The organism is Clostridium magnum DSM 2767 (assembly GCF_001623875.1).
GTDB lineage: Bacteria > Bacillota > Clostridia > Clostridiales > Clostridiaceae > Clostridium_AM > Clostridium_AM magnum.
In genome coordinates, this window is sequence record NZ_LWAE01000004.1 from 1 (window position 1) to 23562 (window position 23562).

The 23562-nt window shown below is 34.8% G+C and carries 22 protein-coding genes and 1 rRNA gene; 2 read left to right on the plus strand and 21 right to left on the minus strand.

Annotation, left to right across the window (positions count from 1 at the left end; genetic code table 11):
• Window positions 1-415: 415 nt before the first annotated feature.
• The 15 genes from CLMAG_RS16845 to CLMAG_RS16905 form a co-directional block, all read right to left on the minus strand.
• A 16S ribosomal RNA gene (locus tag CLMAG_RS16845) occupies window positions 416-1925 on the minus strand.
• A 471-nt stretch (window positions 1926-2396) separates the two neighbouring features.
• On the minus strand, window positions 2397-3029 hold the full coding sequence (locus CLMAG_RS16850) for a DUF2238 domain-containing protein (protein ID WP_066625119.1): 633 nt from the start codon (window positions 3027-3029) through the stop codon (window positions 2397-2399).
• Window positions 3030-3132: 103 nt separating this feature from the next.
• Window positions 3133-3390: a hypothetical protein gene (locus tag CLMAG_RS16855; protein WP_066625124.1), complete on the minus strand. Its 258-nt coding sequence runs from the start codon at window positions 3388-3390 to the stop codon at window positions 3133-3135.
• Between the two features lie 358 nt (window positions 3391-3748).
• Window positions 3749-4699: an ROK family protein gene (locus CLMAG_RS16860; protein ID WP_066625126.1), complete on the minus strand. Its 951-nt coding sequence runs from the start codon at window positions 4697-4699 to the stop codon at window positions 3749-3751.
• 46 nt (window positions 4700-4745) lie between these two features.
• The gene (locus CLMAG_RS16865) at window positions 4746-6407 is read right to left on the minus strand and encodes a glycoside hydrolase family 13 protein (RefSeq protein ID WP_066625129.1); all 1662 of its coding nucleotides are present in this window, start codon (window positions 6405-6407) and stop codon (window positions 4746-4748) included.
• Entirely contained in the window at window positions 6404-7222 is an 819-nt protein-coding gene (locus tag CLMAG_RS16870) for an endonuclease/exonuclease/phosphatase family protein (protein WP_066625131.1), read from the minus strand. The genes CLMAG_RS16865 and CLMAG_RS16870 overlap by 4 nt, the downstream gene beginning before the upstream one ends.
• Before the next feature lie 2 nt (window positions 7223-7224).
• Entirely contained in the window at window positions 7225-8883 is a 1659-nt protein-coding gene (locus tag CLMAG_RS16875; protein ID WP_066625134.1) for a PTS transporter subunit IIBC, read from the minus strand.
• A gap of 310 nt (window positions 8884-9193) precedes the next feature.
• Window positions 9194-10198, minus strand: a complete 1005-nt coding sequence (locus tag CLMAG_RS16880) for a LacI family DNA-binding transcriptional regulator (protein ID WP_066625137.1) — start codon at window positions 10196-10198, stop codon at window positions 9194-9196.
• Window positions 10199-10389: 191 nt separating this feature from the next.
• Window positions 10390-10866 carry a dUTP diphosphatase gene (locus CLMAG_RS16885; protein ID WP_066625143.1) on the minus strand — a complete coding sequence of 159 codons (477 nt, stop codon included), beginning with the start codon at window positions 10864-10866 and terminating at the stop codon, window positions 10390-10392.
• 70 nt (window positions 10867-10936) lie between these two features.
• Window positions 10937-11068, minus strand: coding sequence for a hypothetical protein (locus CLMAG_RS34385; protein ID WP_278330880.1), 132 nt, complete (start codon window positions 11066-11068; stop codon window positions 10937-10939).
• A gap of 224 nt (window positions 11069-11292) precedes the next feature.
• Window positions 11293-11421 (minus strand): OadG-related small transporter subunit, encoded by a 129-nt coding sequence (locus tag CLMAG_RS34390; RefSeq protein ID WP_278330881.1) that lies wholly within the window; start codon window positions 11419-11421, stop codon window positions 11293-11295.
• 22 nt (window positions 11422-11443) lie between these two features.
• Window positions 11444-12568, minus strand: a complete 1125-nt coding sequence (locus tag CLMAG_RS16890; RefSeq protein ID WP_066625148.1) for a sodium ion-translocating decarboxylase subunit beta — start codon at window positions 12566-12568, stop codon at window positions 11444-11446.
• Window positions 12569-12592: 24 nt separating this feature from the next.
• Window positions 12593-12985 carry a biotin/lipoyl-containing protein gene (locus CLMAG_RS16895; protein WP_066625149.1) on the minus strand — a complete coding sequence of 131 codons (393 nt, stop codon included), beginning with the start codon at window positions 12983-12985 and terminating at the stop codon, window positions 12593-12595.
• 35 nt (window positions 12986-13020) lie between these two features.
• Entirely contained in the window at window positions 13021-13338 is a 318-nt protein-coding gene (locus CLMAG_RS16900; protein ID WP_066625150.1) for a hypothetical protein, read from the minus strand.
• 69 nt (window positions 13339-13407) lie between these two features.
• Window positions 13408-14832: an oxaloacetate decarboxylase subunit alpha gene (locus tag CLMAG_RS16905; protein ID WP_066625154.1), complete on the minus strand. Its 1425-nt coding sequence runs from the start codon at window positions 14830-14832 to the stop codon at window positions 13408-13410.
• A gap of 258 nt (window positions 14833-15090) precedes the next feature.
• On the opposite strand from CLMAG_RS16905, the gene CLMAG_RS16910 reads away from it, so the two are divergent.
• Window positions 15091-15990, plus strand: a complete 900-nt coding sequence (locus tag CLMAG_RS16910) for a LysR family transcriptional regulator (RefSeq protein ID WP_066625156.1) — start codon at window positions 15091-15093, stop codon at window positions 15988-15990.
• Between the two features lie 124 nt (window positions 15991-16114).
• On the opposite strand, the gene CLMAG_RS16915 is transcribed toward CLMAG_RS16910, so the two are convergent.
• The 3 genes from CLMAG_RS16915 to CLMAG_RS16925 all read right to left on the minus strand — a co-directional run bounded on the left by CLMAG_RS16915 (window position 16115) and on the right by CLMAG_RS16925 (window position 19560).
• On the minus strand, window positions 16115-16981 hold the full coding sequence (locus tag CLMAG_RS16915) for an SLC13 family permease (RefSeq protein ID WP_066625158.1): 867 nt from the start codon (window positions 16979-16981) through the stop codon (window positions 16115-16117).
• A gap of 373 nt (window positions 16982-17354) precedes the next feature.
• Entirely contained in the window at window positions 17355-18266 is a 912-nt protein-coding gene (locus CLMAG_RS16920) for an alpha/beta fold hydrolase (RefSeq protein WP_066625165.1), read from the minus strand.
• Window positions 18267-18291: 25 nt separating this feature from the next.
• A complete protein-coding gene (locus CLMAG_RS16925) occupies window positions 18292-19560 on the minus strand; it encodes an SLC13 family permease (RefSeq protein WP_066625176.1) in 1269 nt (422 codons plus the stop codon).
• Between the two features lie 424 nt (window positions 19561-19984).
• Here CLMAG_RS16925 and CLMAG_RS16930 point away from each other — a divergent pair, with 424 nt between their 5' ends.
• Window positions 19985-21283 (plus strand): IS110 family RNA-guided transposase, encoded by a 1299-nt coding sequence (locus CLMAG_RS16930; protein WP_066625179.1) that lies wholly within the window; start codon window positions 19985-19987, stop codon window positions 21281-21283.
• Window positions 21284-21685: 402 nt separating this feature from the next.
• On the opposite strand, the gene CLMAG_RS35020 is transcribed toward CLMAG_RS16930, so the two are convergent.
• The 3 genes from CLMAG_RS35020 to CLMAG_RS16940 all read right to left on the minus strand — a co-directional run bounded on the left by CLMAG_RS35020 (window position 21686) and on the right by CLMAG_RS16940 (window position 23492).
• Complete coding sequence (locus CLMAG_RS35020) at window positions 21686-21775, minus strand: 2-hydroxycarboxylate transporter family protein (RefSeq protein ID WP_201787660.1); 90 nt, start codon at window positions 21773-21775, stop codon at window positions 21686-21688.
• 14 nt (window positions 21776-21789) lie between these two features.
• The gene (locus tag CLMAG_RS16935; RefSeq protein WP_066625182.1) at window positions 21790-22575 is read right to left on the minus strand and encodes a 2-hydroxycarboxylate transporter family protein; all 786 of its coding nucleotides are present in this window, start codon (window positions 22573-22575) and stop codon (window positions 21790-21792) included.
• 440 nt (window positions 22576-23015) lie between these two features.
• A complete protein-coding gene (locus CLMAG_RS16940) occupies window positions 23016-23492 on the minus strand; it encodes a DUF3237 domain-containing protein (RefSeq protein WP_066625185.1) in 477 nt (158 codons plus the stop codon).
• Window positions 23493-23562: the final 70 nt, after the last annotated feature.

The following is a 23562-nucleotide window of genomic DNA, read 5'->3' on the forward strand; positions in this document are numbered from 1 at the left end:
CTATAAACTTCGCATCTCTTCGTCAAATTCCTCGCTGCGGTGCTCATTTACCAATCAGTAAACTCTGCTCCTCGCTCAAGCTTTTCCTCGATCTGCTCGTTTCTATCAATTTTCTGGTTTTAGTTCAATAAAATCTACAAAGGTGTTAAATATACTTTCGTATAAGTAATTTACCTTTAGCTTTACTTTCTATATGTTAAACAATTGCGTTGTTTAACTATTCACTGTGCAATTTTCAAAGAACATAAGCAGGCATCCAAAATCTTTGATTTTGTGATGATCGCTTAGTTAAATACGTTAGTATTTAACTTCATTTGAAGAATATATAATCCTTTGAAGAATATATAATCCTTCAAAATTAAACAGAGGCTAAACCAGTCTTTCAGACAGCATTACCTGCCTGTATTATCCTTAGAAAGGAGGTGATCCAGCCGCAGGTTCTCCTACGGCTACCTTGTTACGACTTCACCCCAATCACTAACCCCACCTTCGGCCGCTAGCCCCTTTACAGGTTACCTCACGGACTTCGGGTGTTGCCAGCTCTCATGGTGTGACGGGCGGTGTGTACAAGGCCCGGGAACGTATTCACCGCGACATTCTGATTCGCGATTACTAGCAACTCCGGCTTCATGTAGGCGAGTTGCAGCCTACAATCCGAACTGGGATAGGTTTTTGAGTTTTGCTCCACCTCGCGGTCTTGCATCTCTCTGTACCTACCATTGTAGCACGTGTGTAGCCCTGGACATAAGGGGCATGATGATTTGACGTCATCCCCACCTTCCTCCCGGTTAACCCGGGCAGTCTCACTAGAGTGCTCAACTTAATGGTAGCAACTAATGATAGGGGTTGCGCTCGTTGCAGGACTTAACCTAACATCTCACGACACGAGCTGACGACAACCATGCACCACCTGTCTCCCTGCCCCGAAGGGCTTCATGCATCTCTGCACTATTCAGGGGATGTCAAGTCCAGGTAAGGTTCTTCGCGTTGCTTCGAATTAAACCACATGCTCCGCTGCTTGTGCGGGCCCCCGTCAATTCCTTTGAGTTTTAATCTTGCGATCGTACTTCCCAGGCGGAGTACTTATTGTGTTAACTGCGGCACAGAAGGTTCGACCCTCCTACACCTAGTACTCATCGTTTACGGCGTGGACTACCAGGGTATCTAATCCTGTTTGCTACCCACGCTTTCATGCCTCAGCGTCAGTTACGGTCCAGAGAATCGCCTTCGCCACTGGTGTTCTTCCTAATCTCTACGCATTTCACCGCTACACTAGGAATTCCATTCTCCTCTCCCGCACTCTAGATATCCAGTTTGAAATGCAGCACCCAAGTTAAGCTCGGGTATTTCACATCTCACTTAAATATCCGCCTACGCATCCTTTACGCCCAGTAAATCCGGACAACGCTCGCCACCTACGTATTACCGCGGCTGCTGGCACGTAGTTAGCCGTGGCTTCCTCCTTTGGTACCGTCATTATCGTCCCAAAAGACAGAGCTTTACAACCCGAAGGCCTTCATCACTCACGCGGCGTTGCTGCATCAGGCTTTCGCCCATTGTGCAATATTCCCCACTGCTGCCTCCCGTAGGAGTCTGGACCGTGTCTCAGTTCCAATGTGGCCGATCACCCTCTCAGGTCGGCTACGCATCGTCGCCTTGGTGAGCCTTTACCTCACCAACTAGCTAATGCGCCGCGGGTCCATCTCAAAGCGGATTACTCCTTTAATTAGTTCTTCATGCGAAAAACCAATGTTATGCGGTATTAATCTCCCTTTCGGGAGGCTATCCCCCTCTTTGAGGCAGGTTACCCACGTGTTACTCACCCGTCCGCCGCTAATCCACCCCGAAGGGCTTCATCGCTCGACTTGCATGTGTTAGGCACGCCGCCAGCGTTCGTCCTGAGCCAGGATCAAACTCTCAATTTAAAAGTTTGAATGCTCATTACTGTTTTACTCACTACTATTAATATAGTAGTTAAAGAATTGCTGGTTTAGTTTATTTAATAAAAGTCATTTTGACTTTCAACCTCTGTTTAATTTTCAAGGATCATGTCGATTTATCTCGACAGCTTATTTAGTTTATCATGTTTATTTTATCTTGTCAAGAACATTTAAAATATTTTTTATTTTCTGACGTTCTCAACAGCTTATACATGATATCATGAACATTTACTTAGTGTCAACAACTTTTTAGTTACCACTCTTTGTCCATTTATTTGCTGCTCATCAAGCAACGAATGTTATTCTATCATGTTTATAAATACTAAAAAATTGAGTCTATTAGTTATATTTTAAATTATAATGAATATACTATTTTTTTCTTTAATATTCTCCATATTAATCCTACTGATACACCCGAGTTAGTTTATTGTTATTATTATTCTAAAAAACTAAAAACTAATCAATTTCTTTTTTCTCATATAATAAATTTATATATTTATCATGAACACTACTAAATAAAGATAAAGCAGTTATAGAGCCTATCAAAGCCATAAACATATCCCACTGTGTATCCCATACATCTCCCTGAGTACCTAAAAATGCATCTGCCGCTTCCCCTGTAGCTTCCGCTACACCCCACTCTATTAATTCGTACGAAGCACTAATTGCTAGGCAAATACATACAACTACAAAAGATAGCATTTTTCCTTTCTTCACTATTGATTTTCTTATTAATATCTCTCTACAAACAAGAGCTGGTATAAATCCCTGTGCCAAATGTCCCAAACGATCATAATAATTTCTGCTTAAACCAAAGCTATCTCTTATCCAATTAAAAAGAGGCATTTCCGCATATGTGTAATGTCCTCCAATCATTAATATAATAGTATGAATTAAAATAAAAACATAAACAAATGTTGTGAATTTAAATCTGCCGTAGGTTGATACTATTATTACAAATCCTATAATTGCAGGTAAAACTTCTAAAAACCACGTGAAAAGATCTTTTGGATTAAGCATCGACCAGATAAATACTGCAAAAAATATTATTAATAAAGTCCCGTGACAATACCTAACTTTATTATTCATAAATACTCTAGGCTCCTTTCTATTTTTTTAATTTAATTTTAAGGACAGTATTTATCTTACTGCCCTTTGAATTAACAACCTGAATTCTTTTTCGATACTTTATTCAATATTCGATAACATCCATTCCTCCTAATAGCTTTTGCTGCAATCTCTTATCCTGCTTTATAGATTCAACTAAACACTTCCACTTAGTATTTATTTCATTATTCATTTTGATGCTAAGTAAAACTAAATCTGGATTTTCACACTCTTCACCGGTCATAATATTTAAATATTTAATTTTATTTGTTTTCCTATCAAAACTTACTTTAATCTTAAATCTTGGATCTTCAGCTAATCTACAAACACTTACATTTGCCATATTCAATACTCCTTCCTTTTCCTTCATATATATCTGTACCTTTTCTTGTAACTCTTCTTGTAACTCTTATTGTAATCAAAAAAAGTATTATTAATTACTTATCGTCTAAATTTTCAAACAATTTATAGGGCAATTGATTTTTATTTTACTTTTCATTCATTGTTATCTTATTATATGAATAATATCCAATATTAGGAACGTCAAGTTTCTATAATAAATAAAGAACCTGTAGCATAGACTAATTTTTATATCGTCTATCCTACAGGTTTCATTTTAATTATGAAGTGAAAACTTGAATCAGATGGAGTTTCAAGCTCCGCCTGATTCTTAGTTGAACGAATCCGATAACTACCCTCTTTTAATTACTCTCCATTATAGCAAGAGCAACTGCTCCTATAACCCCTGCATCTGTTCCTAAAGCAGCCGGTACTATTTTAGTGTTTTCCCACATAGCTCTAAAACATCTCTGCTCAACTACTTCTTGTACTTTATTAAATACTACAGTGCCTCCCTTTGAAACTCCTCCTCCAATTATAACCATCTCTGGATCAAAGGAAGTTATTATGTTAGCAACACATATTCCTAAATAATTTAATGCTTCATTCAATATATTTTGAGCTACAGCATCACCTTTCTCTGCTTCTTTAAACACTTCATAGGATGTTATTTTTTCAAACCTTGATAGAGATGTACTTTCACCCCTCTCTACTGCTTCCCTTGCAATTCTTCCTATAGCAGTACCTGAAGCTAAAGCTTCTGCACATCCATAATTGCCACAATTACAACGTGGACCATTTCTTTCTACTGTCATATGCCCTACTTCTAAAGCATTGCAGGTGTTTCCTCTATATATCTTTCCATTTAAAACAGCACCACCACCTATACCGGTAGAAACTGTTATAAAAATCATGTTATCAGTTCCTTTTCCTGCACCAAATACATTTTCTCCTATAGCCGCTGCATTGGCATCATTGTCTAAATATACAGGTATGTTAAACTTGTCTTTTATAGGCTTTACTATGTTAAAATTTTTAAAAGGAAGATTTGGCGTAGTTATAATTTTCCCTTCTTTTGCATCCAGTGGACCTGGCGAACCAATTCCTATAGATACAATTTCATCCTCAACCACCTTAGATTCTTCAATTACCTTCTCTATGACAGTTATTATTCTCGCTAATACTGCCTCTTCGCCTTCTTCTGCTTCTGTAGGTATTGTATACTTTGAAATTATATCTCCTTCAAAGCTTGCAACAGCTCCACATATCTTCGTTCCACCTAGATCAATTCCTATAACATATTTATTTTTCAAGACAAAATCCCCCTCACTTATATGAACTATGCGTACTTATATTTCATTATACCCTATAAATTCTTGCCTCATAAGGTCTTAATGTAAAACTCGTCATATCATCATGAGCTTCAACAAAATAATTGGATAACATCAATCCATCGTAATTTAACTTTATACCATCATATTTATATACAGCTTGGGAAGATGATAAATTGCAAATAACAACAACTTTTTCTTTATTTAAAGTACGTGTATATACATAAATTTGCTCGTCGCTCTCTAAAATCAAATTATATTGTCCATATGTGAATATATCATTTTCTTTCTTAATAGAAATCATCTTTTTATAAAAATTAAGTATAGAATTTGGATCTTTTTCTTGTTTTGCTACGTTAATTTCTCTATAGTTTGGGTTAACACCAATCCATGGTTTTCCAGATGTAAAACCTGAATTTGCGGTTTCGTCCCATTGCATAGGAGTACGGGAGTTATCTCTAGATGCTGCCCATATAATCTCCATTACCTCCTTATGAGTCACACCCTGTTCTCTTTTTATTGCATACATATTTTTTGTTTTTACATCATTATACTGATCAATAGTTTCAAACTTAACATTAGTCATCCCAATTTCCTGTCCTTGATATATAAACGGAGTTCCTTGCATCATAAAGTACATAACAGCTAATGCTGTTGCACTCTCTCGCCAGTATTCCCTATCATTTCCCCAAGTGGAAACCACACGAGGTATATCGTGATTTTCAATATATAATGCATTCCATCCCTTGCCTTCAAGTCCCTTTTGCCACTTTGATAATACTTTCTTCAACTGTACTATATCTAATTTATTATCTATTTCAGCATTCCACAGTTCCAAGTGTTCAAACTGAAATACCATGTTAAATTTGCCTTCTTTTTCCCCTACCCATAGCTCTGCATCTTCGATTTTAACACCATTCGCTTCACCAACAGTCATAATATTATACTTATCAAAGGTATTCTCTTTTAGTTCCTTAAGATACTCATGTATTCCTTCCACATTCATGTGCTTATCAAAGGATGACACATATCTTAATCCCTTGGAGTTCGGCATATCTTTTAATCCATCTTCTTTTTTAATATGACTGATTGCATCAACCCTAAACCCATCAACGCCTTTATCAAGCCACCAATTAATAGTGTTATAAATAGTTTTGCGCATTTCGCGGTTTTCCCAGTTTAAGTCTGGCTGTTTTTTTGAAAATAAGTGTAAAAAATATTGACTAGTACCTTCATCGTATTCCCATGCAGAATCACCAAATATGCTTTCCCAATTGTTTGGCACATCCCCATTTTTTCCGTCACGCCATATATACCAATAACGTTTTGGATTATCTTTTGAGGAACGAGATTCTATAAACCATGGGTGTTCATCGCTTGTATGGTTTATAACTAAGTCAATAATAAGTTTCATACCTCTACTGTGAACTTCTTGTATAAGATTATCAAAATCATCCATTGTACCAAACTCATCCATAATATCTTGATAATCACTGATATCATAGCCATTATCATCATTTGGCGACTTATACATTGGACAAATCCAGATTACATCAATGCCCAAATCTTTTAAATAATCTAGTTTAGAGATTATACCTCTCAAATCACCTATTCCATCACCATTTGAATCCATGAAACTCCTGGGATATATTTGATATGCTATTGCTTCTTTCCACCATACCTTTTTCATGTAATATCTTTCCTTTCATTTTTCCCCATAAGTACTTCTATTTCTACGCCGTAATGATCTGATACTATCGGTTTATTTGTGCCGTTAAATATTACTTTTGAATGTTTAACATCTACTTTTTTATTAGTTAAAATTAAATCCAGCCTTAAATTGCTCTTATTTAAATCCCAACCATCTATTTTACCCTTTACTGTAATTCCATCATCACTATCTTCAGCCATAGAAAAAGTATCCTTCCTGTCCTTTTCTATAAGGTAATCATATCCTTCATTTCTTATAAACCCGCTGTTGTTAAAATATCCCATTAAAAATGTTAATCTATCTTTTCTGATATTTTTAAGCAATTGATCAACTTGTGCTTTAAAGGGTTCTTCTTCATCCTGCCACCACCCTAAATGACAAGAATAGAAGTCTACAATTTCTTCTTTTATTTTTAGGGAAGCCCCTACAACTTTTCTTGTTTTCCAAAAGTTTTTGTCTTTAGCTTTACTTACGAAGAAAGAGTAATCCTCTTCGATTTTGTGCTTAGTTATAATGCACACTCCTTCTTCATACCTATCATAGCCTATGTGGGAAAAATCCCACACCATTTTGTATGCTCTACAACCTAAGCTATCAAGTACTTTTAATAAAACTAAAGCAAAGTTATCTTCTTTTATGCTATTAAAAGCTAATTTTCCTTCTATAGATTGATTTACCTCCTGTAAAGCAATCACATCATAGTCTTTTTCCTTTATTGTATTTGCAATAATTTTTATCTTTTCCTCTGTATTCTCTTCCATCCAAGAATGACAATTTAAAGTTAAAAGTTTCATCTTTAAGCTCCTAGAATATCAATAATTTCTGATTTTATTACATCTGCCTTTGGACCATATATAGCTTGAACTCCTTTATCCTTAACTATTAGTCCTACCGCTTTATTACTCTTCCAATCCTTTTCATTTCCCACTAGACTTGTATCCTTAACTGTTACAGGAAGACGGGTCATACAAGCATCTACATCTACTATGTTTTCTTTTCCCCCTAATAATTCTATAGCTTTATAAGCCAACTCACTTTTTCCTGCTACTGCTGCTTCTTGTTTTGCCTCATTTTCATCTCCCATTTCTATATCATTTCCTGCACGTCCTGGTGTAGCTATATTAAATTTAGCTATGAAGAACTTAAATACCGCAAAGTAAAGTGCAAAGAACGCCACTAATATAACTACAAGATTAAATAAATCTCTTCCTAATCCTCCCTTTATAATCATAGGAGTACGAGTTAAAAGTTCTATTAAACCAAAGGCATGAATACGTAGATTAATTAGATCCGCCACTGCAAAAGCAAAACCAGTTAACACAGCATATACTGTATAAAGTATTGGTGAAACAAACATAAACATAAATTCAATCGGTTCAGTAACACCAGTTAAAAATACTGCTAAAGCTGCTGATAAATACATTGATTTATATTTAGCACGTTTTTCTTTGCCTACACTTATATACATAGCAAGGGCAGCACCTATTAAAGAAGCTGTAGAAGTTATAACCTGTCCAACCTTAAAACGAGCTGGATGCACTGCATTTAGTAAATTTTCATATCCTGCCATATCCCCAGATGCTCTTAAGTTATTTAAATCTGTTATCCATGCAAGCCAAAGTGGATCTTGTCCTGAAACTATCTGACCTATTTTGCTTCCAGTTAACATTTTATATGTTCCACCAAGTTCTGTATAATTCATCGGAACTGTAATCATATGATGTAAGCCAAAAGGTAGCAATAAACGTTCTAATGTTCCATATACAAAAGTAGATATAATGGGAGCACTATCTTTTGAAGTTGCTATCCATTTACCAAATCCATTTAAAGCGCTTTGCGCAAAAGGCCATACTATAGAAAGAATAATTGCTGATATCACTGATCCTGCTATAACTACAAAAGGAACAAAACGTTTTCCATTAAAAAATGCCAAAGCATTAGGTAATTTGCTAAAATTGTAGTATTTGTTATATAAATTAGCTCCTAAAAAACCTGATATTATACCAACAAACACTCCCATGTTTAAAGCTGGCGCACCAAGTATTGATGTGAAGTAATCTTTAACCACAAGCTGCCCACCTAAAAATGAAGATATTGTTGCATTTGAATCCGCAAGCATCCCCGCATTTACACCGAATATAGCTCCCGTAATACGATTGATTAATACAAAGGCAATAAGAGCTGCAAAGGCTCCACCGGCACGTTCTTTAGCCCAAGAACCACCTATAGCTACTGCAAACAGTATGTGTAAATTTGAAATAATAGCCCAGCCTATATCCTCCATAACACGTGCAATCGTTTGTACAAAAACCATATCATGTGTCGTCATCCCTATTACTTTACCAAGAGATATCATAAGACCTGCAGCTGGCATAACTGCAACCACCACCAATAAAGCTTTCCCGAACTTTTGCCAGAAATCAAATGAAGTTAATTTTGACTTTTTTACATCCATTACATATTTCCTCCTTTGTTCATGTTTTATAGTAAACTTTCTTTTTAAGTGCAAACATTTCACATTTTATAATTTAACTGTGCAACCGTTTGCTCACAATTAAATTATATTAGAGATTGAAAAGGTTGTCAACGACCTTTTTAAACCTTTTCAGAAATATTATGAGAGCATCTATTTATTATTACAATAGATGCCCCTATGTATACTTTAGTTGAAACCCTATATTATTCAAGTTTCACTTCATACCCAAGGCATCTAAAAAGAACCAACTAGTCTATATTCGACTTGTTAGTTCTTTTTAGGTGCGTTATTAAAGCTGTTTGGTTGAATCTCTTTCTACTAAATTAGTTTCTATAATGTAATGCCTTTGCTCTATATTATTTTCTAATTTGTCTATTAGCAGTTTAACAGCGCAGTATCCTATTTTTTCTGCATTAATATCTACAGATGTTAATGACGGTTTCTGATACTCTGCCAAAAGAGTATTGTTAAATCCTATCATAGCCATACCCTTAATATTTTTTTCTGTAAAATAAGAATTTGCTCCAAAGGCTAAGAAATCATCTGTAGCTACTATAGCAGTAGGTTTTTCTGTATTTAATAATTCTTCAATAGCTTTATATGCTAAATCTTCTCTAAAGTCTTCAACTTGTAAAATGATATTTTCATTAATATCAATACCATGAATCTTATGCGCCTGCATATATCCGCTTAATCTATCCTTTGATACCGTCAGCTCACTATTAGCTCCTAAAAAAGCAATTTCTTTATGTCCTTTAAGTAACAATTTACTAACTACATTATACATAGCATTAAAATTATCATTATCTACCCAAAGTACATTCTTAGTATCTTCAGGTCTTCCTATTACTACAAAGGGAAAATCTATCTCTTGAAGATACTTAATACTTCTATCTCTAAGCCTTGCTACTGTGAGAATTATTCCATCTACTAAATTACTGTTAATATAATCCTTTATATGCTTTAATTCATCTTCTTCCGTTTTACAGAAGGTGTACATTATATAATATCCACATTCTTGAACATATGTACTTATCCCCGTCATCGCTTGTATAAAAAAAGGATTTTTAAATAAATCCTCCGCTCCCTTAGGCAAAACTACCCCTATAACCTTAGTACTCTTATTAGCTAAACTCCTAGCAATTACATTAGGATGATAATTCAACTTTTTTATTGCTTCCTCAATTCTTTTTTTAGTTTCTTCACTAATCCTAGAACTTCCAGCCATGGCCCTGGATACGGTAGACGGCGAAACATTTGCTTCTCTAGCCACATCTTTTATTGTAACACCCATTCATTTCACATCCTATCCCATAATATAATAGTGTACAACCGTTTTCGCACATAATAATTTTATATGAATTAAATTATCATGTCAATAACACTACTTAAATGATACATTTGTGAAACTTAAAACCATCAGGAACTCCGCTTAAGGATATATCAGCTGTTAAAAGACATAATTTTATCAAGATTAAATATCCCTTATCTTACCCCAGTACTACCAAATCCACCACGTTCAGCATTACCGAAAAAATCCACTTCCTCGAATTCTATTTCTGGCATAACTTCCATTATCCTAAACTGTCCTATCTTATCCCCTTTTTTTATCCATGTACCTTCAGCTTCCATTCCATCTATAGCTTTGATACTTTCTTCATTATGTTTTCCCTGCAAGCAATAAACTGGCATATGCCACTGGTCATTATCACCTATGAATGTATCATCCACTACACCTACTGAGTTAGTTTGAATAATCCCCCATGTTTTAAATGTTGAACTTCTAGGTGCTAAGTGTGCCTCCCAACCTTGAGGTAATTCTAATGCAAATCCTAATGGAATCATTGCACGTTCTCCTACCCTAACAAATACATCCCGGTTTGCATACACATCAATCCAATTACCCTTTTCTATTTTTTTTAACTTAGTTGCATCTTCAAAGTATTTAATCCTAATTCTCATATTTTAATCAGTCCATTTCTTATTATTTAAAATTATTTTGTTACCAACTACTACCATTCTGTTTATCAGACTATTTCATCTGTATTAATCCATCCACCATAATTTGAATTTCACGACCTTTAGTAATAAACATTTTGTTATCTGAAGTATACAGTTTTTTTACTATATCAGCTCCATCTATATAGTTAAACTCAGCATTCATAGATCTTGTTTTTTATAGCTTCTGCCTGCTTTGCACGATTTATCATCTTAGTCATATTCTAATTCGCCTCTTAAATAGACTTCCCATGACAATAGATTACATTAATTATAGATTAGATGCAATCTTATAGTCATTCCAAATTATATACATTTAAGTTATATTAATAAAAAAGCTGCAGATAAGATTTATATTTAAAACTTATCTGCAGCCTATATATTAGCCTATTACTTTTCTGGGAACACTTTTATCAAAGTTTTTATCAAAGCATATATTATTGACAATACTACAAATATTCCGCCCATCCCTGAAGCCATTACACTTAGTGATTCTTTAAAAGTCATTAAAGGATCCATTTATAACACCTACCCTATCTTTTTAGAACTTAATTAAGTTCATTATTAATCCACCGGCTATAACTGAAGCTACCTGTCCTGCAACGTTAGCTCCTACTGCATGCATTAGTATAAAGTTCTGAGGATCTGCCTCAGTTGCCATCTTTTGTATTACTCTAGATGACATTGGGAATGCAGATATACCTGCTGCACCAACCATTGGGTTTACTTTCTTCTTTAAGAAAAGATTTAAGAACTTTGCAAATAGTACTCCACCAATTGTATCGAATATAAATGCTACCAATCCAAGTGCAATTACAACTGCAGTTGTTGCTGTTACAAATTGTTCTGCTTTCATAGAAGCAGCTATTGTAATTCCTAGTAATAAAGTTATGATATTTACAAGTTCGTTTTGTGCTGTTTTTGATAGTCTTTCTAATACACCAGATTCTCTAATAAGGTTTCCGAACATTAAGAATCCTACTAGTGCTACGGAAGTTGGTGCAATTAGTCCTGCGATTACTGTAACCATGATAGGGAACAATATTCTTGTTTTCTTAGATATAGACTCTGCCTTGTAAGGCATTCTGATTGCTCTTTCCTTCTTAGTAGTTACTAATTTTATTGCAAAAGGCTGAATTACTGGCACAAGTGACATATATGAGTATGCTGCAACAGTAATTGGTGCTATAAGATTACTGTGGAAGTAGTTTGCTACGAATATTGAAGTTGGACCATCTGCTGCTCCTATGATACCTATTGAAGCTGCATCCTTTAATTCGAAGCCTAAAAGTGCTGCCGCACAGATAGTAAAAAATATTCCGAACTGAGCTGCTGCTCCGAATAGAAGCATGAACGGATTTGATAGAAGTGGTCCGAAATCTATCATCGCTCCTATACCTATAAATAATAGTAAAGGAAATGCTTCTGTGGAAATTCCACTTTCGAATAGGAAATCCAAGATTCCTTCAACTGGAGTTCCGTTTAACACCTGAGTTACAGCTCCAGATGCAGGTATATTAACAAGTATTGCTCCAAATCCCATTGGTAGTAGTAATGCTGGTTCAAAGTCTTTAACAATAGCTAAATATATAAGCAATCCTCCAATAGCCCACATTACAATCTGCTTTATGGTAATCGCAGCAACACCTTGAATTAAAAATTCCATTATTATTGTCCTCCTTGTTTTATCTTAAGATATTTGAACTAAAGCATCTCCTGGGTTCACCATATCACCCTTTGATACATTTATTGAAACAACTTTCGCATCTCTTGAAGCAACTATTTCATTTTCCATTTTCATTGCTTCTAATACAAGTAAAACCTGTCCTTTTTTAACTTGGTCTCCAGCTTTTACAGCTATGCTAACTATAGTTCCTGGCATTGGGGCTTCTACAGTTTCTGCGCCTGCAACTGGTGCAGTTGGTGCAGCTGGAGTTTCTTTTTCTACTGCTGTAGGAGCAGCTTCTCTAGCAGCTGGTGCTGCAGCTTGGTTTGCTGAAATTGCAGCAGAAGCTTCTCCAGTTATTTCTTCCATTTCTACTTCATAAACTTTACCATTTAACTTTATCATGTATTTTTTCATAGTAATTAAACACCTTCCAATATTAATTATTTTAACTATCTGATCCTAGTTAATTTTGATATATGAAAATAAGAATCCGGCTTTTCATTAGAAGCCATAATTGATGCAGCTAAAGCTACTACTAATCTATCTTCTTCGTCATCACTATCATTAAAAGTCTGTACAGTATTTTGAACTGCAGCATTACTGTTAATAGAGTTTTGTACAGTATTTTGAGCTGTATTATTTAATGATTTACCTTCTGTTATTGCCTGAGATAGCTTAGAAACCATTGATATTGCATATAGTACCAATACAGCAAAAATTGCAGTTAATGCTCCTAGTGCAATAATAAGTGTTTCTGAAAGATTCATACTGTTTCACCCCCTTGGTATTCCTCATAAGTCTATAACAATTGTTTAGTATTATATCCCTACAGATTATTACATAGTGACTGTAATATAATTAACTTTTTCACTATTGTCTTTTTCTTTACTGCTCTCTTTTACTTTATTGCTTTCCACTGGTTTAGGATTCAATCTATCTTCAAAGAATTTCTTTGCAACCTGAGGAAACAAAACGTAAGATAAAACATCTTCCATTGAAGTAGCTAATTCACCAATTTCAGCCTTATATTTTTCTATTTCTGGCTCTAATAAATCTGCTGGTCTAACAGTTACAACTTCCTCATCACCAATAATCTTTTTCTTAACTTCATCATTAATTGGTGCTGGAGGAGTTCCATAAAGACCTCTAACATACTCTTTAATTTCCTTTGGAACCATCTTATATCTATCGCCTGCTAAAACATTAAATACAGCCTGAGTACCTACCATCTGGCTAAGTGGAGTAACTAGCGGCGGAAATCCTAAATCCTCTCTTACCTTTGGTATTTCTTTAAGTACATCTTCATACTTATCGAAAGCACCTTGTCCTTTTAGCTGAGACATTAGGTTAGATAACATACCTCCCGGAACCTGATAAGTTAAAGTGTTCGGCTCAACATCCATTACCTTTGGATTTAATATTCCGTTTTCTCTGTATTTCTCTCTTATTGGTTTAAAGTAGTCTGCTATTTCACTTAAAAGCTTGATATCTAGTTTCGGATTACGCTTACCTTCTGTAAGTGCTACCACAGTTGATTCTGTTGCTGGCTGTGAAGTTCCCTCTGAGAAAGGTGATATAGCTGTGTCTATTATATCTACCCCTGCTTCTACTGCCTTCATGTATGTCATAGTAGCAATACCACTAGTACAGTGAGTGTGAAGCTGTATTGGAATTTTAACTGTTTCCTTTAGTTTCTTTATAAGTTCATAGGCTGAATATGGTGTTAGTATACCTGCCATATCCTTAACACAGATAGAATCTGCTCCCATTTCCTCCATCTTCTTTGATAGATTTACGAAGTATTCTACTGTATGAACTTTGCTAGTTGTGTAACTTATAGCACACTGACAGTGAGCACCAGCTTCTTTGATAGCTTTAATGGAAGTCTCCATATTTCTAGTATCATTTAATGCATCAAAAACTCTAATTATGTCTATTCCATTTTCAACAGACTTCTTAATAAATGCTTCAACAACATCATCAGCATAATGCTTATAGCCTAGAAGGTTTTGACCTCTTAGAAGCATTTGAAGCTTAGTGTTTTTAACAGCCTTACGTATTTCTCTTAATCTCTCCCATGGATCTTCATTTAGGAAACGAAGACATGCATCAAAGGTTGCTCCCCCCCAAACTTCCATTGAGTGATATCCAACCTTGTCCATCTTTTCTAGAATAGGCAATATCTCTTCAGTTGTAAGTCTGGTAGCAATTAAAGATTGATGACCATCTCTTAGCGCCGTTTCTGTAATTTTTACTTTCATATTATTTCAACTCCTTAAGCTGCTATTTATCTAGTATAAATAGATATTTTCATATTTTTCCTATTATCGTATAAAATACTTAAAAGAAAAATTTCCAACAATTATGCGGTTAAATTTACGATATTATGCATATATTTTTATTATATCTACACTTTTATTATATTGCATTTAGTAGTATAATCAAAATATATTATTTATATAACGCATATAGATAATATCTATATTAAAAAAATCAAATATCTTATATTGGAGGTACTAATGGATTTACATTATCTATGGTTATTTTATAAGGTTGCACAACATCATAGTTTTTCAAAGGCTGCAGAGGAATTACTATTAAGTCAACCTACTATTTCAATGCAGGTAAAAAAGCTTGAGTCACAACTGGGAATAAGTCTATTCGATAGATTTGGAAAGAACATTTATCTAAGCCGTGAGGGCGAGTTTGTTTTCAGCTATGCAGCGAAAATTTTTGAAACAGTTAAAGAACTGGAGGATCAATTAGCGATTCGAAAGGGAAAGATAGCCGGAAATATTCATATTGGTGCCAGTAATACACCTGGGGCTTATATTCTCCCACATCTAATTGGAGCCTTTAAGCAAGAATACCCGGATATTAACGTTCATCTCCACATAGGAAATACTCATGAAATATTAAATATGATAATAACAAACCAAGTAGATTTTGCAGTTATTGGCGGAGATTATAACTATAAAAAAACCTTTGTGACAAAAAAATTATTAGATGATACTGTTATAATGATTGGATCTCCAAAAAATCCTTTAACACAGAAGGAGTATGTTCTAGCTGAAGATCTAAAAACTCAGCCTTTTATCGCCCATGAACCTGAATCAAATCTTTTTGATTATACTGAATTCATTTTAAAGAGTGATTTAGGCGTGCCATCTAATATTTCCATGGTACTTGGTAACATTAGTGCAATAAAACATGCCGTTGCCGCAAACTTAGGCATATCAATTGTTCCTTTATCCTCTATAAAGCGTGATTTAGAGAACGGTATGGTAAAAAAAATTTCAATAGAGGGTAAAGTTTGGAACTATCCTTTTTATCTTGTTAACTACAGTGATAAAAAATTTAATGTGCCTTCAACGCTTCTTATTAAAGCTATAGAAGAAAATATTTGTGATTTTATTTGATGGTCATAACTATGTCAATCTCCTTTAATCTCTGGGCTGGCTCAGCATTTATATACTTAGCCAGTCCAGAGATTAAATAATTAAATCTTTAATTATTATAGGTACTAACTTCTGTGCTTTCTTATTAGTATGGTAGTGCTCCAGTAAGACCATAAACAACTAGATATACTACCATTACAATCCAAAAATACTTAGTATACTCTTTTTGGAAGTCAACAAAATTCTGTTTAGTTTCACCACATAACATATACAAAACAGGAATAACTGGGCTTGCTAGTCTAAATGCCTGACCAACCATAGATGCCACTGCTGCCTGTATTGGTGTAATTCCAAATTGACCCATAACACCTTTTATAACAGATGCAATTCCAAAGTAGAAAGCATCTTGAGGAAGAAAACATATTGCAGGTGCAGCAATAATAGCATATATTGGTGCCATGTGTGATCCAAGAGATGTTGGAATAATGCTTGCAATACTATTGGCAAGTGCATTTGCCATTCCACTACCTGTTAACACACCTGAAAACACACCCGCTCCCAAAGTTACTATAGCGGTAGGTAAAACGTCTGCTGCAAGTGCTTCCAATCTATCATTACACTCCTCAACACTTCTGTAATTAACAACAAGTGCAATTGCAGATCCAAGCATGAATATTATAGAGCCATGTATATCGCCTTTAATAAGCAATGTTAGAGAAACTAAGGTTAATATTAGATTGAACCAATAAAGTTTTGGCCTTTTGAGTTCAGGTTCGTTATCACGGATTGCAGAGAGCATTTGATCAATGTGCTCCTGAGAAATGCTTTGACCACTATTGGGATTGAAATTAAGACGTTTTCTTTCTTTTTTACCAAGATAAGCTGCCACTAGAATAACTGTAACCTGAGCTGCAAGAAGTCCTGGAAGTAACGCACGGAATAATTGACTTACTTCAACACCAAGTGCAGTTGCAGCTGCAATTGTCGTTCCACCCCGTGAACCCATTCTCATGTAGGAAATTTAACATACTAGATAAAAACCAACTATCCTTTACTCAATACACAGAAACTGATTTTTTTAATTCCTACTAAATTAAAAAGAGGCTCGAAAGCCCCTTTAATTTAGCGAAATTTAAATTTTTTTAAAAATTATACTGCACCTATCACTTTTTTATTGATATTACTTTATTCTAAACTCAATTATAAAGTTTGGTTTTTTCACATTGAATATCCCTCTAAAGAAATCAATAATTGCCTTTCAGGCCAAACGTTTTCGTAAACGATTGCGAACACCAAGCTAATAGCTAATGCTATATTGGAATTACCGATAAAACCTGTATTCTTAAAAATTGCAGCTTTCTCTGAGAACAACGTGCCTTAAATACTTATTTATTACGTTCTATATGCTTAGAAATCTCTTCAACCACAATCTCAGGCTTTTCCTCTGGCACAAAATGTCCACATCCCGGTACACCGCATCCCTTCACATTTGTAGCAAGATTGCTCCAGATATCTACCACATCCCATATTTTACATATATTCCCATCCGAACCCCAGATACATAGCAATGGAGTTTCCATTTTGTGTTTTCTGTCAGGAAGATCATGTTCCCAATCAATGGTAACACTAGCACGATAATCCTCTGCGATAGCATGAACAGTAGCAGGGTCGGAATAATGGCGGATATATTCCTGCACAACGTCTTCCGGGAAAGTATCTTCTTTTAATGACCCCGGGATAGTCTTTTTCAGAATATTACTACGAATAAAATATTCCGGCTGGGAACCTAGAAAATTTTCTGGGAATGGTGAGGGCTGGATATAGAAAAACCAATGCCAATATTTAGTAGCAATCATCTGATCTGTGCGGGAATAGACATCAATCGTAGGGATAATGTCCAGCAAGGTACAGGATTTAATTTTTTCCGAATAATCCAGAATCATACGATGGCAGACACGTCCACCTCTATCATGACCAGCAATATGGAATCGGGTGTAGCCCAATTTTTCCATAACAATTACTTGGTCCTTTGCCATTGTTCTTTTTGAATAGGTAGAATGGTCAGGCAGTCCTTCAGGCTTGGAGCTATCACCATAACCACGCATATCCGTTACGACTACAGTATAATTTTCAGCCAGTTTTGGGGCAACGCCATGCCACATCAGATGACTTTCAGGATGTCCATGTAGCAACAAGATTACTTCTTTCCCATGACCTCCTACCCAAGTCTGTATCGTTACTTCCCCAGTGTCAACTTCTAAATGTTTAAATCCTTGAAAATAATTCAAATGAGCCATATGTATTTCCTTCTTTCTTATTTATTTACGCTGCAAAACCAAATGGTATCATAACAAACATTGCAATCAGCAAAAGAATGCTTAACGGTACGCCAACTTTAACAAAATCCTTAAACCTGAAGCCTCCCTGCATAACAATAACGGTAGTTGGAGAAGCAAGCGGTGTGGTGATAGCAATGGATGTACCGACAATAACCGGAACACAGAAATAAAGTAAATTAACATTTAATGCTAGCCCCATAGAAATGGCCACTGGTACAACAATAGCATTAGCAGCAGTATTGCTCATGAACTGAGACAACAGCCAGCCAATCAGGCCAAGGGCAATCATAATAACAAATGGACTTGCTGCGTCACCGCCAAATAGACCAATTATACTATTAGCAATCACAACTCCTGCACCACTTTTATCCAGACCGTTTGCCATGGAAGTAACACCTGCCATAACAATCAAAACGTTCCAGTCACATGCTTTCAGAGATTCCTTTACACTTACCGCACCACTAATCCATAGTACTAGCACACCCATGAGAGAGCAAACTGCAACATCCCATACATTAGCAATAAATCCAATAACGACAGCAACAAATACTACAACCGTGAAAAGTGGCTTCCATTTCGGAATTTCACTGTCTTCTTTTGTGGTAGAAACTTCTATCTCAGGATCCTCAAAATCAAAACTCTTTTTCATAATATCATAGCCAATCGTTGCAAAATACAAAGTACTTATAACAATCAGCACAAGTGCTATAGGTGCCATTTCAAAATAAGACATCTTTGTACCCGCTTCGATTACCATGGCGCCGCCGGCTGCAACTGCCGCTGCACCAGACAAAGAAAGTGGGGAACCGATGGTGCTCATAGTACCTACCGGCATCAGCAAATGTTTTGCTTTCACTTTGCCATTGGAACTCTGTGAAATAGAACAAGCTACAGGAACCAAGGTTGCCGCAATAGCAGTGTTTGATGTAAATCCTGTAACCAATCCAGTAAAAAGCGAAAATGCAGCAACAAGCCACCTCTCATTTTTCTGCGCCAGCCCGCTGAACAAAACATTTGTAATTTTCTGGATTGCGCCGGTCTGAAACAAACCGTTACAAATAATCATTGTTGCGCCACAGAACACAACCGTAGAGCTACCAAAATACGAATATGCCTTACCCAGTGATTGGATCCCCATAACGGACATAGCCAAGGCAGCAAACATAGCTGTTGCAGCCAGAGGGATCCGGTCTATCATCACCATAATCATAGTAATCACCAGTATAATAATTGCAATGGTGTTTTGAGACATTTTTTACTCCTCCTCATATAATATAGTTGTAACATTTGATAGAAAATATCTCTATATTCTACCGAACATTACTTAATTCATTTCTTAATATTGTTCTTATAGATTCATCCTATCGGATATTTAGACACATCATTATTTTCTATCATAATATCCTATAAGGAAACTTAACTTAATACTTAAATCATTGTATAATATCTCCTGAATAGAGGTTAGATGGATTCCTCCAGGGAGCTTCGCATAGAAGCTATACCCGTAAAAAAGCGTATCATTCCATCAGTGAGAATTCTATGGTTTAGCTGGTTGGGTTTCCCGTAGGGTGTTACCATTGGGAATTACCCGTGTCACAAATGAGGTTATAGACTTACTGATAGAAGTGGATACTCTATTCTATCTCAAACTAACTAAAGTAAAGGAGATATTAATTATGTCTAAATTTTTTTACAGTCCAACAGTAGGTATTGATGTTTCAGCAGATTTTTCTATGGTTGCTATTCTTGCACCTAACGGTGATATTTATAGAAAGACATTTAAGATTAAACATGATGTGGACGGATTTAACCACTTAGTTAAAGAAATAAAGAAAGTGGAAAAAGAGTTTAACATGAAAACTGGCATTTTCATGGAGTCCACTGGCGTGTACCACTTATCTCTTTTCCACTTTCTTAAAACCAACAACTTAGAGGCTTATGTTATTAATCCTCTAGTTACTAATTCTAACAAAAATAAAGAAATAAGAAAAGTGAAAAATGATAAAAAAGACGCCTTAGCTATCGCTAAAATAGGTAAATTTGAAAATATTAAAGCTTATAGCTATTTTGATGTTTCTGTTTTTACCTTAAAATCTTTATGCCGAGATTACTATAAACTTGTTGATACAAGATCAACATTCAAGAAAAAGTTATCTGCTGACTTACGTATAGTATTTCCAGGATACAATAGTGTATTTTCTGATGTAACGGGAGCAACTTCACTTGCTATTCTTAAATGTTATCAGACTCCTCAATCTATTCTCGATGCTTCCAAAGAAGATGTTCTAAAAATTCTTAGAGAATCGTCTAAAAAGAATTTGATTTGGTGCAATAACACTTATGATAAATTAATTAAAGCTGCTTCTAATGCCACACACATTGCTATATCATCCTTTGGATTGTCAATAAAAATAACTATTAATATTGGAACTATTGAAAACTTAAATAAACAGATAGAACTAATATTAAAGGAGATAGAAAATGTATCATGTAGCAATAGTATTTCTTCAGAGTTTAAACAAAATATCTTGTTATTGATGTCCATACCTGGGGTTGGGTTTATTTCTGCTGTAACTATACTAACTGAAATCGGAGATTTTCAAGGTTTCTTAAAACCTAAACAGCTAGTTGCTTACTTTGGCATTGATCCTTCTGTTAATGAATCAGGCAAATTTAAAAGCGATAAAGATAAAATATCCAAAAGAGGTACACGCTTTGGTCGGAGAGCTTTGTATGCAGTAGCTTTAGCTTCTATAAGAACTAAGCGTACTGGCGAAGCCAATAATAAAATCTTACTAGACTACTATAAAAACAACCTAAAGGCTAAAAAGAAGAAAGTAGCCTTAGTAGCTATTATGCATAAGCTTTTAAACTATATTTTTGCTATTCTACGTAACCAAAAAGAATACGAGCAACGTTTGCCAAAGATTCATCACAAGATGTATCTTGAAAACTCCAATAAACCAGCAGCCTAATCGGCTGCAAGAATTTTTACCAATTTTTGTATTGTTCGCCTTTTGATCAATACCTTTTTGTCATACAATTTTTTAAAAATAACTTTTTTTAAATTTTCAAATGAAACATCCAAACTTTCCTTAAGTAATATACTTCTTTAATTTATAAATATTTTGCTATTATAGCGTAAAAAATTTCATTTCATAAGTTATGTTTTAGATTTATCTACAAGTTAAAAATTTTACAAATTCCTATATACTAAAAAGAGCTATTACATTATGTAATATTAAATCCATAACGTAATAGCATCTATATTAAAAACCTTGTGTTTTATATGATAAAAATTATTTTTTATTTAATGTATTAACATTTAAAAATCCATTTACGCCGAAATAGCAAATAGACTTTCATTCTTAAATTACTTAAAACAATCTAAGTAATACACTAGCAATTATAAGAATAAGGGCTCCTCCTAGACGAGATGAAATCGCTGCAAATGGCATTAATTGCATTCTTTTAGCTGCAGTTAGTACAGCAACCCTGATCCTCCCATATTAGCCATACATAAACCAGCAGTCATAAATGCACCCGAAAATAATATACCAATTCCGTATAACCCTAAATCATTAGATTTTTCTTCTTTCTCTTCTTCTGCATAAAGTTGAGTTTTTGATCTAGCTACTATTAATTTTCCATTTTCAGATAAGCTTAGTTTAATTTTACCTATTTTATCTAAAGCACCTGAAGCTATAATAGCAACTGCATTACCTAAAACTACTGCTGGCGTCATAATAGACATAATAGTTTTAGGATCTTGATTAAGTCTTCCACCAAATATTTTAGCTAGAGGAACAGCACCAGCATCCATTCCGCCTCCCATAATAGGAACACCTATATATAGAACAGCTTCTTTTGCACCATAACCTAAAAGAGCTCCAACTACTCCTACTAATGCAAGCGCTGCTATAACTCCACCTATAAGACATGGAAGATATCTAACAACAGCTTGAAGAAGCAATTTTCTATTCATACCTAAGAGACTTCCTGCAATAAGAGCACATATAATAAGATCTAAGAAACCACCGCTTCCCATAAAGGTGGTAATTTTAGCTACAGCTTCTTTCAGTAAAATGTTAAACATTACTAAAGCAGAAGATCCAAAAATAACCACAATAGGTCCACCACCAGAATAATCTTTTATAATAGGCGTTTTATCTCCAACAAGTGATAAAACAGTACCAATAACTAGCATCAGTGGCAATATGCCTACTATTCCTGATGGAACAACTTTCATGTTTACAGCTACAAACATAATTATAGCAATAATTATGCCAACTCATTTAGCACTAGTATTTCAGCTATTTTTTCTCTTTATAAATGAGTTATACTAATATATGAATTAAAATTTGTATTACATAATGTATCACTAAAATGCATTGTGTAACAATATTTGCTCTCTAGCTAAGCAAAAGCAAAATCTACACCTAATCGCTAAATATAAAAGTTATAAATGGTGCTAATAAACTTAGCCTACAGGTAGTAGAGGGCTTCATATTTAGCAAGCAACTACGTTCTTTTTGAGCATTAGATACTTCAAGTTGTTTCTTTTAGCAAATCCAACTTTCACGAAAACTTCCCCTTAATTTATATATTTCTATTTGCTTTTAGCCCAGACAACAGCAAAAATGTCTTTACATAAAAAATGTTACATATGGTAACAATACATTACTATATGTAACAAAAATCTAATTACTAGATAACCTTATAAAATTTCAACAAAACCTTATCTACAAGCCTAGTAGCAGAACATATAAAAAGCTGTTTCGTCATCCATCTGTATTTTTCTTCATAGACTTCAAAAGTAGGAACTGTACGAAAATAATAAATATTAGGATCTACAAATTCACCTGCTTTTACAGCTTCTATATATTCATTGGGAACAGTTCGAATCCCATTGTTTTCAATGTAAATTGTTGCACCATCCTCTAACTTAATTGCATATCTTGCTGATAGTTCACATTTTCCATCTGGACGAATAACTTGACTATCAACACCACCAGGTAACACTATCCCTTTGAATTTATCCCCTTTTACTTCTCCAGATAGTATTGGAATTAGCTGGCGTCTGCCCACTAATTCATCCTGACCTACTACAATAGGCTTATCCACTTTAACTTCAATACTAAATACTTCTTCTAAATTTCCTTCCTTTACCTCAACATTTTTCATTAATCTCTCCCCTTTTTATTAATTGAATCTCTTTTATGTCATTTGCTTTTATCTATGGAAAAATCTATTT